The sequence below is a fragment of the Methylomonas koyamae genome, from assembly GCF_006483455.1.
GTDB classification, from domain to species: domain Bacteria; phylum Pseudomonadota; class Gammaproteobacteria; order Methylococcales; family Methylomonadaceae; genus Methylomonas; species Methylomonas koyamae_B.
In genome coordinates, this window is sequence record NZ_PPPU01000014.1 from 111,038 (window position 1) to 126,192 (window position 15,155).

9 protein-coding genes and 1 pseudogene are annotated in these 15,155 nt (G+C 54.1%); 4 read left to right on the forward strand and 6 right to left on the reverse strand.

The genetic code is table 11. The features are described 5' to 3' along the window. Positions 1-43: 43 nt before the first annotated feature. From C2U68_RS08785 to C2U68_RS08805, 5 genes and pseudogenes are all read right to left on the reverse strand, one after another. Positions 44-1,105, reverse strand: coding sequence for a tetratricopeptide repeat protein (locus C2U68_RS08785; RefSeq protein WP_140912113.1), 1,062 nt, complete (start codon positions 1,103-1,105; stop codon positions 44-46). A gap of 164 nt (positions 1,106-1,269) precedes the next feature. Next, positions 1,270-2,043, reverse strand: coding sequence for a tetratricopeptide repeat protein (locus tag C2U68_RS08790; protein ID WP_140912114.1), 774 nt, complete (start codon positions 2,041-2,043; stop codon positions 1,270-1,272). A gap of 194 nt (positions 2,044-2,237) precedes the next feature. Beyond that, positions 2,238-2,814 (reverse strand): annotated as a pseudogene (locus tag C2U68_RS21780) (REP-associated tyrosine transposase). 147 nt (positions 2,815-2,961) lie between these two features. Further along, the gene (locus C2U68_RS08800) at positions 2,962-10,653 is read right to left on the reverse strand and encodes a PKD domain-containing protein (protein WP_140912115.1); all 7,692 of its coding nucleotides are present in this window, start codon (positions 10,651-10,653) and stop codon (positions 2,962-2,964) included. Between the two features lie 132 nt (positions 10,654-10,785). Further along, complete coding sequence (locus C2U68_RS08805) at positions 10,786-11,418, reverse strand: NF038129 family PEP-CTERM protein (protein ID WP_140912116.1); 633 nt, start codon at positions 11,416-11,418, stop codon at positions 10,786-10,788. A gap of 137 nt (positions 11,419-11,555) precedes the next feature. On the opposite strand from C2U68_RS08805, the gene C2U68_RS08810 reads away from it, so the two are divergent. Beyond that, on the forward strand, positions 11,556-11,804 hold the full coding sequence (locus tag C2U68_RS08810; protein WP_140912117.1) for a hypothetical protein: 249 nt from the start codon (positions 11,556-11,558) through the stop codon (positions 11,802-11,804). Positions 11,805-11,820: 16 nt separating this feature from the next. Here C2U68_RS08810 and C2U68_RS08815 read toward each other — a convergent pair whose 3' ends face one another. Beyond that, positions 11,821-12,168, reverse strand: coding sequence for a hypothetical protein (locus tag C2U68_RS08815; protein WP_140912118.1), 348 nt, complete (start codon positions 12,166-12,168; stop codon positions 11,821-11,823). Between the two features lie 308 nt (positions 12,169-12,476). On the opposite strand from C2U68_RS08815, the gene C2U68_RS21165 reads away from it, so the two are divergent. Genes C2U68_RS21165 through C2U68_RS08825 form a run of 3 tightly spaced genes read left to right on the forward strand, consistent with a single transcriptional unit; the run spans position 12,477 to position 15,133 of the window. Beyond that, positions 12,477-12,653, forward strand: coding sequence for a hypothetical protein (locus tag C2U68_RS21165; protein WP_186289552.1), 177 nt, complete (start codon positions 12,477-12,479; stop codon positions 12,651-12,653). Between the two features lie 44 nt (positions 12,654-12,697). Then, positions 12,698-14,872, forward strand: a complete 2,175-nt coding sequence (locus C2U68_RS08820) for a hypothetical protein (RefSeq protein ID WP_140912119.1) — start codon at positions 12,698-12,700, stop codon at positions 14,870-14,872. Between the two features lie 24 nt (positions 14,873-14,896). Next, positions 14,897-15,133, forward strand: a complete 237-nt coding sequence (locus C2U68_RS08825) for a hypothetical protein (RefSeq protein ID WP_140912120.1) — start codon at positions 14,897-14,899, stop codon at positions 15,131-15,133. Positions 15,134-15,155: the final 22 nt, after the last annotated feature.

Consider the following 15,155-nt stretch of genomic DNA (forward strand, 5'->3'; position numbering starts at 1 on the left):
ATGTATATCTAAATCTAAGGTATTTATCTAGGTATTGAGACCACTAAAAGTGGTTATTTTGCATTTGCGATTGCTGTCTTTCGGCTTCTTGGCGTTCCATCTCGCGGCGACTCCATTCGTTTTGCTGTTGACGGAAACGCTCTGTTTCCTGAGCTCTTGCTTGCTCCTCTGCCGCCCATTTTTGTTGATTTTCTTGAAACTGTTGAGCCTGTTCACGAGCCAGGTCATAATTGGGCTGTGGATTTACAAAACCGTTACTAGTAACGTTTGACGATGGTTGTACACCAGGAATTTCAATATGCCCAACAACCTGCCTACTCGGTACGCCAGCTGAATTGAATTGATTGACTGGTTTAGCTTGGCTGGAGATATTTAACCACTTTCTGCCCTCGGCTTCATTTTGCTCAACACCCAATCCCTGCAGATACAACTGTCCCAAGCGCTCCTGGGCAAGACTCAAGCCCTGGTTCGCCGCTTGGCGATACCACTGGATGGCTTCCGGATATTTATTTTGCTTTTCATACACCCCCGCCACCCGAAATTGCGCCTTGGCATCGCCTTGTTGTGCCAAGCCCAGGAACATATCGACAGCCCTTTGATCTTGACTCATATGGTTAGTTTGTCGGGCATGGGCGTAACGCGAGTCGACCGATTCAACAATGCGAACATACTCTTGTACGTCTTTTTCACTCATACGTCCGGTAATCGGTGTGCCAATAGCAGACTGCCATAATCTTACGTCTAGCTCTTGGTCAAAACATTTAGGCTGGCTCTTACCGGCACGAGTACCGGCGTAATGCATACCCCAATGTTGCAAAGGCATAACAAAACCCGGCGCCGGCCACAAGGCCTTAGCTTGCTCGTTTTCAAACGTCAGCGTTGTATTACGACATTCGCCGGATAAATTCAACTTGGCTAGCTGCGGCTTGGGCATGGCGATTATCGTTCTTTGATCGGCAGATAACAAAACATAACCGGTCGAGCCGACATTCCTCGATTGGGTCGAACATGCTGGCAATGCAGCAATTAAAACCAAGATCACTGATATGGCTGCCCCCAAATTACAAAGTCTTGCTAGGTCATATTTTGTCACTTGATAAGTCATAATCAGTTCCTGTTTAGCGCTTGCATAGATGACGTATTTTCCAACTAACAGGCGGTGCAGCCCGTCGATTTAACGATTGAACCCAACGACTTGCTAAGTCAGATTTGTTTTCATAACGCCTGTCGACTTCCGCCTTACGGCTTTGCGCATTACAAGACCATTCGCTATCTCATACGCCGACTAAGTTTTTCGCAATCATCCTGGTGCTTGGGTTTCCAGGTGTCTAGCAACTTCTGGGCGTCATCCCGCTGCCGCTCGGTCAACAGTGCACCTATATCTTGTTGATTCTTGGCTAAATCGGCGTCGGTTGGTTCGTACTTAGTGGCCAAAGAGTTCCATTTGTATGCTTGCAGCGGATCGCGGCGCATAGCTTGCCCATCAAAATACAGGGCCGCTGCTTTGGCATAGCTTTTAATAATGCCGTGCTCTGCCGTATTGATCGTCCAGCGCGAAATTTCCGTTTCGTCTTGCGGCGTGTACAAACCCTCTTCATAAAGCTTCAATAGCTCAGCTTGCGCGTCGCTACTACCTTTTGCCGCCGCTTGCCGATACCAATAGACCGCTTCGTCAAAATTTTGGGTCGCTATAGCGCTGGCTTCATGTTGCAAGGCGTTAGCCAGCATGCCCATCACGCAAATTCCGTCTTCTCCTGCCGTGGCTTTTATCATCCAGCTTTTACCCAATTCAATGTCTTTTGGGATGGGCGGATGATCGTTAACACGTGGTAGTCCGTGAATATAAGATATACCCAACATCACCTGCGCCAGGTCATCGCCGCGATTCGCGGCAAGTTCCAGTTCGCTGATGAACAGCGCGTTATCTTCCTTTACCTCTGTTAGATAAGCCGGTTTTTGCGACTTAGCAGGTTCGGCGCTGATTGCAGCCATGGCAAACAGGGTACAAACGGACATCAAAGTGATCGTAAGGCGGCGTTTCATCGGCTAGTGGTTTGTGGCAGTAAACAAGGGTCCAATGTCGGATCTATTATTTATAACTTGGATAGCTGTTCAACTCTATATGTATCCATATTGAGGGAATCGGTTAAACAAGCTTCGGACATTGTCAGAAAGCGGATTCTGTTGGTATTGAACGACTTAAAAATTTATATCGCTAAGCTAGCGATATGCTGAACTCAATGAAGTGCCGGTTCGCCAGGCTCAAACTCGGCGGCAAATGATGATCCGGCCCAATCGCTTGACAGCAAACCTTGCCTGACGTAACGATGAAAAGACGAATAAGGCCAATCGGCGATTCGTTGAACCAAACCGTGTTTCATGGGGTTCCAATGGCAATAATCGATGTGATTGGCGTAGTCCCGGTCATCGCGAATAGAATGTTCCCAAAAGCGCCGTTGCCATTTATGCCCATGGGTAGACGCCCCATTCGCCTTTAGCGGTGCGTACCTTGGATCGTCGTTCGGTGGCGGGGAGTTTTTGCACGAAACGGATTTTGATGGCTTTCCAGCGATTGGAGAAATCAACGTCCCCCGGCGGCAAGGTCCACACGCAGTGCATATGGTCCGGCAACACCACCCAGGCATCGATGTACCCTCAAGGGCACAAGCGAAAAGGCCGCTCCCGTTTGCTGACCCGCACCGCATCGCGCAACACATCGATATGCCGAATCAGCGTATCCAGCCGCCGCTCCAGCAAATTCACCGTAAAAAAATACGTCCCACCCGGCACCCGATACCGTCGATAATCCGGCATGTCGCCTCCATCTTAGGGCGGAAGCCGGCAGGCGTTCCGCCAAATCCATCAACCATCAAAACCCATCGCATCGCGTAAAAGCATCCCGAATCCGAAACCACATTCGGCGGAACCCGGTAAACCGGTTCCGCCTTACGGGTTAAGGACTTACCAATTTTTTCGAAACAACGGTGAAGGTGGTAACACTTGAACACCGAAACATCCACAAATATTTTGGCCTTCTCCTTGGAAGCCATTTTCATACTTAATTGGGGTAATGAATTCATTCTTGGGAATTTCATTTACATTTACGGATAAGATATCTAAATCCAGCCAAGTATCGTCAATAAGTTCTCCAATTGATTTATGCTCTAAATCAGAAATTTTTAGCACATTAGCTAATAATTTAAGATCGAATCCATTAACAGGTGGAAGTTCAACGAATTCATTACTAAGGCCTTTTAACTTTTTTGGTTCCTTCCAACATCCTTTCGTTATTTTGCTAACTGACGCATCGAAACTCACTCGTGCCTTACGCCCTCCATTGGCTCTCAAATCAGTAACTTCAATATTAACGTTACTAATATCAACCCAATAATTACTGCCATCGACTTTTGCAATAAATTTGAACGCTCCACTGAAATCAATATAGTTTACCGGGTCGTTGTCCGTATATTGATATAGGTCGGCCGCCCCACCCCCAAACCCAATCGGATCCTTACTAACCCACCGCCCAATCACCGCATCATAATCCCGCGCCCCAAACCTCACCAACCCGGTATCCTTATCATACAATCCCCCCGCAAACCCAAACGGTTGGAAGCCCGGATTGGTATCTTTAGTCACCCGGCCAAACTCATCAAACTCCATTTCCTGCGCCACGGTATTGCTGGCAATATTCACCACCACCCTCGGACTACCCAAATTATCCTTGATCAGCCGATAGGTGACGCCGCCCTTGATCATGTAATCCGGCACGTTGACGCCGGTGGCGTAGACAAAACGACTGACCACGTTGCCGCTGCCGTCCAGTTCGGCAATCGGTTGTAACTGGCCTTGCCAGAGGAAGGCTTGGGTCAAACTGCCGTTGACTTTCTTGCCGATGCGGCGATTCTGGCCGTCGGTGAGATAGTCGATTTGGCCGCCGCCCGGCAAGACCACTTTTTTCAGGTTGCCCAACACGTCGTAATCGTATTGCGTGACCGCCGCACCGACCGTTTTGGTTTTCAGCTCGCCGTTGTCGGTGTAGCTGTAACTGGCACCGTTGTAGGTCAGCAAGCGGTCTTGCGCATCGTAGGTGCCGGTTTGGGTGACGCTGCCGGCAGTACGACTCAAGCGGTTGCCGTTGTCGTCGTAGCTATAGCTGGCCTGAACGACGTTGTTTTTCTTCACTTCCACCAGGCGACCAGCGGTGTCGTAACCGTAGTTGTAGGTGTTGAGCACGCCGCCCTTGGTTTCTTGCTTCTGAGTAATCCGGCCCAGTTTGTCGCGGGTGTAGGCCAACTTCAGATGCGAGAACGTACCGTATTTGGCTTCGTAAGCCGACAACTCGCCGAAACCGCTGTAGCTGTAAGCTTCGGTCAGGCTGCCCAAGGCAGTGCCGGTCAGCAAACCGTTTTGCACATTGCGGCTCAAGGTCAGGTTGCCGGCCTTGGTCAGCAAGTCGTCGTTGTCATAGACATAGGCAATTGGATTGGCGCCGTTGAGGCTGACCGAGGTAACGCGGAAGCTGTTGTCGTAAGCGTAGCCGACGCTACCGGTCACCGCACCGCTCCAGGCGGTTTGAGTCAACAAAGCGCCGTTATAGCTAAAGCCCAGATTGGCATCCGCCGCACTAATGGTGGTCAGCTTGCCAGTAACGTTGTCGTAAGCGTAACTGGCCAGGGTTTGATTGGCCGGTTGCAAGGCCAACGATGACACTCGGCCGGCGCTGTCGCGATTGAGCTCCACACTCAGGCCGTCCGGACGAGTTACCGAGGTCAGCGCCTTGTCTTTGTCGTAGCTGTAGACGGTGTTATTACCGCCGGCATTGACCAAAGGCGGTTGATAATCCGCGGTTTGATCAACCGCCGTGTAGTTAAACACATGGGCCGGCTGGCCGGGCGGTGTCAGCGAGGTGAGATTGCCGTTGGCGTCGTAGCTATACAGAATCTGCCGGCCATCGGGCAAGGTTTGGGTGGTGACGCGACCAGCTTGGTCGTAGGCAAACTGCACCTGCCGGCCAATCGGATCAAGCACGCTGGCCAGATAACCTTGCGGGTTGTAGCTGTAGCTGAGGGTGCGTTGATCGACACCCGTACCCTGACTGACACTGGCCAAGCGGCCCTGGGCATCGTAACTGGCATTGCTGGCTAGTATGCCGGTGACTTGCGACTGGATAATCCTGCCCTGGGCGTCGGTCAGCGCGGTGGCTTTGCGGTTGGCCGGGCTGGTGGCGGTGATGGTTTTGGTGGCGGCGTCGTAGACGCTGGTCGAAGTTCTGCCGTTGAGGGTTGAGGTTTCGGTGAGTTTGGTGAGAGTCAACGGGTCTGTTGCCGAAGCCAGCACTAGACTACGAGCGGCGCTGGCCGTAGCCGTTAAGCCGCCGGTGCTAACAGTGCTGCTGGAGGTAACCGGCGATAACATCCCGAAACCAATCCGCGCATCCGGGCTTTGTTCCTGCGTAACGATAGTGCCGTCCGGCATGGTGGTGGTTTGGATGCCGTCGTTAGCGAATGAAGATTGCACACTGGTGCCGTCGGGTGAGCGGCTTTCGCGCACCCGTTCGCCGGTGACGGCATCATGCACCGTGTAAGTGCTAGTCAGGCCCTCCGCAGTGGTTGCGGCAATTTGGCTACCGTCGGCCAGTTCAGTGCGAGCCAGACTGAGCTTGCCTGCTGCGGCATTACTATCGCTCAGCAAACGCCCCTCGGCATCGTAAATAAAACTTGAGGCATTGCCGCGCGGGTCTTTGAAAGCAGCCAGCAAGCCGCCGGCACCGTAGGTCATTTGATGGGCTTCGCCGGCTGGGTTACTGACTTTAGCAAGATAGCCGTTAGGATTGCTTTGCAATGCGGTGCGTTGACCAAACGGCGCGACAATCGCCGTGGCATTGCCTAGGCCATCACGCTCGATACTGGTAACCAGGCCATTAAGGTCGGTGACGGTACTGAGCTGACCCTTAGCATCGTAGACAAAACTGAGCAAGGTTTTACCGGTAGTGGTATCCACGGTCGTCAAATGCCGTCCTGATTTGTCAAACCGATAGAGTGCAGAACCGTCATCCGAGGGAATGGCTAACTCGCCACCTGAAAAGCCGCTGAATGCGCTGGTGACTCTATAGAGAACATTGTTATACCTAACCATTAGGCTACCATCGGGCATCGGACTAAGTGCTTCTTGAACACCGGCGGAGCCCGCGAAATTGAATTTAACCGAGGCGGATAGTGCCCCATCAATGGCATTGGGTACCAGTGTGGTTCCTCCGCCTGCAAAGGTACTGATCAAGCCGTCGGTTCTGACTTTGCGCACTCTACTGGTGTTAGCGCCAAAGCCGGCTTCGGTAATATACACTTCTCCAGATGGCGAAACGGCAAGCCCACCGCCCAAACGAATGCCCGCATTAACAGCCGGTCCGCCGTCGCCACTGTACCTATTATTGCCATTGCCGGCTGCCGTAGTAATAATCCCATCCGTTGAGATTTTGCGGACACGATTGTTACCGCTATCCATGACAAATAAACTGCCATCCGGACCAAAAGCCAGTCCATCGGGACTAAAAAGCTTGGCGTTAAACGCTGGGCCGCCATCACCGCCAAAACCGGAGCCGCCATTTCCGGCAACCGTACTTAAAACTCCATCCGGCGAAATTCGGCAGACAGTACTGTGACCAATATTGCCACCGGTGAAATAGATGCTGTTATCCAAGCCAACCGCAACAGCAGAGGCAACAAAATATCCCGTAGTTGCCAATTGGCCGTCATAACAACCGTGAAACAGGCCTATCACGCCATTTCCTCGGCCAGCGATGGTATTTATGGTGCCATTGGGAGTGATTTTGCGGATTCGTGCATTCGCCGTATCGGCAATATACAGGCTGCCATCATTCGCCAATGCTAAACCTTGAGGATTATTGAGTTGGGCATTCTGCGCGAGGCCACCGTCACCACTAAAACCGGGCACACCGGTTCCGGCCACCACAGTCACAATGGTGCCATCAGATGAGACTTTGACAACTTGATCGCCAGAAGCAACGAATAGGGTTCCGTCGGGGGCGACTGCGCTACCAGCGATGAACGCCGGCAATTGCGCAAACTTGGTAATAACGCCCGATGCAGAAAGCGCATTGGCGCTACGTCTGCGACCATCGCCTTGATACAGAGTGTGTTCCACCGGATCATAGCGGTGGTGTGCGGATAAACTCCAACCGGCTGCATCCTGACGACCATTTGGCCCACCCAACACGGTTTTATGTTCCTGCCAAATTCTTACTTCTTTACGGGCACGGCTACCCTCGAGCGGCACGCCCGAGAAACGGCCAAATGCCGCCGCTTGTTCCGCGGCTGTGGCATAAACCGGATCGTATACATAGCCGATTTTGACGGTCGCCTGTTGAGCGCCTTCAACCGGACGACCAAAGGCATCCAAACCATCCCATTCGAACGGCTCTACATGATTGGTAACGACCGGCAACCTTTTTTCAATGCGTTTACCGGCAACATCGATGACTAAATCGATGCGTTTGACTGACGGTGGCAGCGTTGCACCACTTACCGGTATGTCTAGTTTTTGCGGCAGGGTTCTTCCCGGCACCCGGTCACTGGCGTAATTAAGCGTCAGCCCGGTGCCGATGATCGGCAGTGATTCGCGCAGAATTTGATTTTCTGCTTCGATGATAGAACCCGATAATTCGGTTGGCGCTCCTCGTTGAGCACAGGTCGCACAAAACTTGCCGTTATCTCGATTGACTGGGAATTTTTGTGTGGGCGCAACCGCATCATTTGGCATGATGAAAGGCCAGTTACAGTCCCAGGTGCTCAAATGAGTGACCTGAACACGCCATAGCGTTTGCCCGGCAGTGTAAAGACCTGCCAGCTTTGTACGCTCTTGGTCGGTTACGCCCAAAGCGGCCAACTTAGTCGTATCATCGGCGGCGCCATCGCCGTCCGTGTCCAGCGTGGCTATGCCACTACTTATTGCCAGCACTTTTATGACTTTGCCATTTTCCGAAGGCACCCAGATAGCCTGATCGCGGTCGTAGTAACCGACCGGCACAGCGGTACCCACAGGGAACCCCAAGAAGTTAGTGATATAGAACGGCACCGGACGATCAAACAGCACGTCTTTCCCACTGAGTTTGACATCGGCTTCGTCAGCCTTCATCTCAAAGGCATAGGTATAGGCACTGCTGGGAGGAAGTTGACCCGGCATGGCCTCAAGCCCGTTGGCCCCCACGGTGTATTCGGTTAAACGCAGATTCAAGCTGGATACCTGACGACTGCTACCGTCGGGGTTGTAAACCTGTGCCTGCGTGCCTTGCGGAATCAATAGGCTGGCTTGGCGGCTGCCATCGGCATCGGTTACCACGTTACCCTGAGCCACCTGGAAAGCTTCCGTAGTGTTGTTTAAATCGATTGTCGTTACTTTGCTGTCCTGTTGGATGAGCACTGCGTCGTCGGCAATCGCGTAATCTTGCCAGGAGACATTAGTCAAGGATCGCTGTACGGGCAGGTAACCGTCCTTTTTTAGATTAATAGTCATCACCCCGCCGCCATTGACAGCCAGGTCATACTGTCCATCCACGCGACTTAAAGTCTGCCCCAACTCCGGATGATCCTTGATGCTGACAGTAACGCCAGACAGCGGATTGTTCTGTTTGTCCAGCACCTTGCCGCGTATCACCGCTGCCCGTTTGGCTTCGATAGTGCCAGCTGCCAGCGGTTGACCATTGCTCAAGGTTTGAATGGGATTGTTGCCGGTATACAGGAACTGACTAGCCGCATAGGTGGTGGTCGCCACGGTTTGATCCAGTGCGGGGGCGATGGTGGCCGGATTGGGCGGCAAGCCGTTATCGGGGCCGATGGAAACACTCAGATTGATTGGAGTGCCGATCTTGACACTGCTGCCCGCAGCCGGACTTTGGCTGATGACGCTGCCGTCGGCTTTGGCGTTGTGTTGAAACGTTAGTGTGCCGATGTTGAGTTTGGCTTGCTGAATAGCGGCTTCGGCACTGGCGCGGCTTTGATCGATCAGCGCCGGTACGTTGACTTGGTCGGCGGCGTTGACGGTTATGCTGAAGCTTTGGCTGTCGCTACCACCCTTGCCGTCGCTGACGTTAACGCTGACGGCTTGGCTACCGGTTTGGTTGGCAGCCGGGGTCCAGTTGATTTGGCCGGTTTGGCTGTTGATGGTCATGCCGGTGGGATAGGCGCTGAGGTTGTAGCTCAGGGTGTCGTTGTCGCTATCGGTGGCGCTGACATTGTAGCTGTAAAGAATACCGACAGTGGCCGTGGTAACGGGGGTACTGCCGATTTTGGGCGCATGGTTGACGACGGGCTTGGCGGATACGGTTACTAAGGATGTGGCCGGGTCGCTGTTGAGCCTGCTGTCGTTGACGATCAATTGAGCGACGTAATCGCCCGGTAAATCGGGTGTCAGAATGGCTTGAACTTGGTCGTATTGTGTCAACTGCGGCGTGCTGTTGGCCGGTTTGCTGAGGATGGACCAGACGTAGCTGAGCGGATCGTTATCCACGTCGGTGGATAGGCTGCCGTCCAGGGTGACTGCATCGCCAACCAAGGCACTTTGATTGGCGCCGGCATTGGCCACCGGTTTTGAGTTTTCGGTGTTGATAAGTAGTTGGTCGGGCAAGCTATCGAGTAGGCCGTCGTTAACTTTTAACTGGACGGTGTAGCTGCCGGGCAAGTCGGGGGTTAAGCTGGGGGTTTGGGTTTTGGGGTTTAGTAAGCCGGTCGCACTGTTGTTGGGTTTTGCCAGCAGTTCCCAGTTGTAGCTTATCGGGTCGCTATCGACGTCGCTGGAATTGCCTCCATCCAGCAAGGCGGTTTGTTTGACTTTGACGGTTTGGTCGTCGCCTGCCTTGGCGACCGGTTTGGAATTCTCGGTGTTGATGGTGACATAGGCCGGTTGGCTGTCGACTTTGCCGTCGTTGACGATTAGTTCGATGCGGTAGCTGCCTTTGCGGTCGATACTGATTTGGCTTTGGACACTAGTAGTATTGCTGAGTTGGGCCGTGCTGCTGGCGGGTTTTTCGAGCAGCTTCCAGCGGTAGCTGAGGGTATCGCCGTCTTCGTCACTGGAGCTTAAGGCGCTGAGGGTGACTTGAGTGCCAACCGGGGCGCTGGTATCGGTACCGGCATTGGCTATCGGTGGGTGGTTCGCGCTAGGCAGTACGCCGAGTACGCTGTGAGCAAAGGTGAAAGCCAACTTTTGCGGATTGTTAAATTTTAATACCACGCCACTGACGGTTTCACCGGGAGACAATGTGCCATCGCCTAGCGGGACATTGACATAGGGGGTGCCGTCGTTTGAAGCGCCGTTGGCATTGGCTAGGCTGACGCTAGGGACGCTGATACCACGAATCGCCAGTTGAATCGGGATTTGGATGGCTTGGCTGGATTTGTTGGTCAGGCTGGCAGTGTTGTCGTAAGTATTGGTAGCCCGGTTCAGGCGCAAGCCGCTGTAAGTGACTGTCACTTGATCGGTGACGGCGACGGGGCTGGCTGTCACCGCCCATAGCGGCAGGCTGTAAAGACCGAAGCACAGTAGCAACAGCCATAGCATCACCGCGATACCCGAATGGGCTTTGGTCGGACGAGTATTGCTGATGGTGAAGAGATCTAAATCCTTGCTGACTGACATGCGCGAACTCCAGAGTAACGGCGCATGGCTAAGTCAGGGACGAATCGCCCGGCTATAGCGATGTTCCGTGAGGGTATATTTTTGTAATTTAAAGGTAGCGTTCTACGGGTAAAACAAGCAGTTAAGCGCTGATTAGACCATGAGGCGTTTGCGCTTTAACCAGCCACCGCAGACACCGGCCAGTAACATCATTGAAAAGGCACCGGGTAATGGAACGGCCGCCGGTTGTACTGTCCAGCTAGGGCCGGGGTTGGCTGCGGTATATAAAGACAAACCGTTTTGGCTGCCGTCCAGGTTCACCACAAATAGCGCATCGGAACCGGTTGGATCGGTGGTGGCGAATAGCGGCAAACTGCTGGTGGCATTCAGAATGAAGAAAGAAAATGCGTCCGGTACCAGGCTAGCGGCGGGGAATACATTGGTGGTTTCCAGTCTGAAGAGGATCGTTGAGCCAAGGGTCACTGGGACCAAGACTTCGTTGAATGCGCTGCCATCATGAAAGGTGGCACTGGTATCGTTGGTACTGGTGACATCGCCTTCCAGCGTGCCTAAATCGGGATCGAAAACGCCATTGATAAAAAAGCCGGACACATCCACCGTGTTGTTAACGACGCCATCTCCATCGATAAAGTCGAAGGCTAGGATGGCATTGGTACCGGATAAGCTAGTGGTATCGATGGCTACATCAAAGGCATATGACCAAGCGGTGAGTGGTGTGGCCATTAACAAGGCCAGAGCCATCAAGGGGGATCTGAATTTACGCATGCTTGCTCCGTTTAGGCAGTAGATTTTTGTCGAGGCGTTTTTTTACCGCCAAGATATATGCAATCGTTGAGCCATGTTTAATAAGCCACTGAAATACAATTATACGTTCTAAGGTAAATTCGCAGAGTGGAGGTTGATTGTTAAAAAAGCTGACAGCAATTGCTGGTTTGGCAATCGATATTCGTCAATTGTCGAAGGAGTCACAGGCAAAAAATGACCGTCCGCGATCTGGCAAAAACCGGCCATTTAGTGGCGGGAAATTTCTAATGACCAAATGGCGGCTATTGGCCGATAGCAACCCCCAAAAATTTCAAAACACCCCAAATTATTCCCGCTTCCGAACAAATGTTACCTTAATCCGCTATGGCCCTTATTTGGCTTTATAGCGTGCTTCCAGTTGAGTCAGTTTCTGTTCGAGATCGGGGGGGCTAAAAAAACGAAGGCATTTCCATATTTGCGCTTGCTCAGGATATGAAATTCGTCCGCCATTTTGAGCAAATCGGTGCGCGCGGTTTGGTAGCTGAGTTTATGGGCGGCCCGATGTTGCTGGATGGTGTAGATGGTCGTCGGGTGATCCATGGCATGTCTCAGAATCGCCAACTGCCTGTGGTTTATTTTTCCTTGTAAAGCCGAGCCTTCCAGGCATTGTTCTATCTCGAATATCTCCGCCGTTTTCTTTTCCAGATATTGATGTAGAGCAGTTATGGCTTTTCTGATGACTTCCAGTTGATGAACGATGAAATACGTCAAATCGTTATCGTCGGTTTCGGAATAAAGATAGGCTCTGCCGTATTGCGCCGGCGCTTACTTAATGATCAACGATATGGAAATAAACTCCATCAGCCAATAGCCCTGGCTTGCCATGGACCAGTAAAACAACGCCCTGGCGGTACGCCCGTTACCGAACCAGCCTCCCCCGCCAGGTAATATTTCACTCCCGCTACCCTCCCCACGTAGGGCGCTTCGAAAACCGGCAATTGTTACCTTATCCCCCAACGGACCCAGGCTGCGGCTGTTAGGTCCGCCGGTTTTTATTCATTCGTTTTGGGGGAACTCAGATGTACACATTACTTGTTGGTAAACAACGCGCGGCTGGTCGCGCTTTCTGGTTAGCGGTTTTAGTGATCGGCGGCGCGAATGCGGCCGCCGGCTGGGTAGCGACGGGTCCGGCTCAGTCGGTCATCGTAGCCTGGACTAGCGACGAAGATCCGGATGCCGGCGGTCAGGCGGCTTGAGCCGGCCTTGCTGAATCCGACTCGAACTGTTCCAGGAGATAACCATGCCATTCCCAATTTTTCAGATAAGACCACTGCCTTGGGCCGTTGCGGCGGTGCTGGCCGGCGGATCGTTGGCGGCGGTTCCGGCCGCCGCCGCGGCCCGCTACGATTTTGCCGGTACCGGTCTGCAAGGCGACCGCAACAGCGTTGCCCGCGACATCAACGACCAGGGCCAAATCCTGCTGTTGAACAATCTGCCCGGTAAGGACCGGGAACCAAGCGTCACCCGTTCCTACATTTACCGCAACGGTAGCGCCGAGGAAATTACCGTCGGCGGCAAATCGGTACAAGCTTACGCGATCAATAACCGGGGCGACGTTGTGGCCTCGGTCAACGTCGATGCCGACCATCCGTATACCAATCAACTCTTTATCCGGCGGGACGGCGCCAACGAGATGACCGGCTTGACCACCGATAGCCGTAAAAGCCTGTCATGGGCGATCAACGACAACGGCGATATCGCCGGTACCGTGGTAGGGGACCGGAGCGTTGCCGGCGTGATCTCCCGCAACGGTACGTTGCTGAAAACCGGCGGGAGGGGCGTGAATGCGATCAACAATCGCGGTGACGCCGCCGGTTACGTGGCCGGTCCGAACGGGCTAGGCTCGCTTGCCCACTTGTACCGCGACGGCGTCGGCCAAACGATTGGCGGCCTGGGCGGCGATACCAGCGAAGGTACGGCGATCAACAACGCCGGCGAGGTGGTCGGCTACAGTTCGTTGAGGCCGGATGAGTACCTCCCCCACGCCTTTCATTACGCCAACGGCCGGATGCAAGACCTGGGCAGTCTGGGCGGCGACAGTCGGGCTTCGGACATCAACGATACCAGTCAGATCGTCGGCTATTCGCGCACCACCGACAACGCCATGCATGCCGTGCTGTGGAATAACGGCCGGATTTACGACTTGAACCGGCTGGCAGCGGACGGCTGGACCTTGCACCACGCTTTGGGCATTAACCGTTACGGCCAGATCGTCGGCTTCGGTTCGCACGAAGGGGCTGAAGCCGAAGGCTTTGTACTGACCTTGCATCCGGAATGGCAAGGCAACGGCAACGGGGCTTGGGACGATGCCGCGCGCTGGAATTACGCCGGCTTCGGCAGTTTCGGTTTCGCGCCCGGCCAACCGCACGATGTTGTCGTCAATCCGGGCGGTAACGCCACGATTTTGGGCAGCACCCATGCCAGCGTGCGCAGTCTTGTCGTGAGCGGTAGCGCCGGCCACAGCGTGGCGTTTGATTTGAATCGTGGCTATACCGCGGCCGAGCGCGGCACTCGTCTGCAAAATGCCGCGTTGACCGGGGCCGGTACGCTGGACGGCGGCTTGCAAATCGATGCCGCCAGCCGGGTACAGGTCGGTAGCGGCGAGCAGATGCGCTTACTGGGCGGCAGCGTCGACAACGCCGGCAGTATCCAATTGATCGGCGCCAGCGGCAATCTGGCCCGCTTGCACACCGATCGTATGTTGATCAATCAGGGCCAATTGCAACTGCAAAACGCCGCCGCCGATTTTGGCGGCGGCCTGGAAAATCGCGGCCAGCTGCAGGTCGGTTTCGGTGCCAATAGCGTAACCGGCGCCGTGACCAACGCCAAAACCGGTCGAATCGTGCTGTCCGGCAACGGCGAAACCGCGTTTTGGGGCGACGTGACCTTGCAATCCGGCAGCGAATTACGGGTCGGGCGCGATGCCGGCGCCGTGTTTTTCGGCCAGGTGGTGGTGCGCGACGGTGCCTTGTTGAGCGGCACCGGCACCAGTTATTACGAAGGCGGCCTGTCCTTGGGCAATTCGCCGGCCTTGGTGGCCAACAGCGGTAGCGCCAGCTTCGGCAGCGAGAACCTGTATCTGGCCGAAATCGGCGGTCTCGAAGCCGGTCAGCAGTTCGATCAATTGCAAGTAGCCGGCAACCTCAATTTCGGCGGCGTGCTGCAACTGATGTGGTGGGACAACTTCGCGGCTCAGGCCGGCGATGTGTTCGACTTGTTCGACTGGGGCAGCAGCTCCGGTAAGTTCACGCGGATCGATACTCGCTTCGCGACCTTGGCCAACGGTTTGCGCTGGGATTTTTCCAAGCTGTATACCACCGGCGAAATCGGCGTCGCGGCGGTACCGTTGCCCGGCGCTTTCTGGCTGTTCGGTTCGGCTCTGCTTGCTTTGGCCGGCCGTCGCCGCAACGCTTAATTCAATATTGTTAGGAGAATTGTCATGAAAAACATTAAGTTAAAACAACACTCCATCCGCGGTTTGCTTGCTGTCGCCGGGCTGAGCCTGTTTTGGGTCGGCTCGGTTCAAGCCGGTACCCCCGGCCGCGGTTACAGCACCAAGCAACCCAAACCGACGCCGATCCGCACTCAGGAATATCGGGCGCAAACCGCATGCCCGACCGCCGGTTGCGTAGAGTTCTTCGGGCCGCTGATTCGCGGCATCGGCAAGGGCGGTTAACCGCGATGTTGCCCGGTGGTTT

Bases quoted from the DNA above. Each gene is read 5' to 3' on its own strand.
- C2U68_RS21165 (WP_186289552.1), top strand. From the start codon at position 12,477: ATGTACACATTACTTGTTGGTAAACAACGCGCGGCTGGTCGCGCTTTC.
- C2U68_RS08785 (WP_140912113.1), bottom strand. From the start codon at position 1,105: ATGACTTATCAAGTGACAAAATATGACCTAGCAAGACTTTGTAATTTG.
- C2U68_RS08825 (WP_140912120.1), top strand. From the start codon at position 14,897: ATGAAAAACATTAAGTTAAAACAACACTCCATCCGCGGTTTGCTTGCT.
- C2U68_RS08820 (WP_140912119.1), top strand. From the start codon at position 12,698: ATGCCATTCCCAATTTTTCAGATAAGACCACTGCCTTGGGCCGTTGCG.
- C2U68_RS08790 (WP_140912114.1), bottom strand. From the start codon at position 2,043: ATGAAACGCCGCCTTACGATCACTTTGATGTCCGTTTGTACCCTGTTT.
- C2U68_RS08805 (WP_140912116.1), bottom strand. From the start codon at position 11,418: ATGCGTAAATTCAGATCCCCCTTGATGGCTCTGGCCTTGTTAATGGCC.
- C2U68_RS08800 (WP_140912115.1), bottom strand. From the start codon at position 10,653: ATGTCAGTCAGCAAGGATTTAGATCTCTTCACCATCAGCAATACTCGT.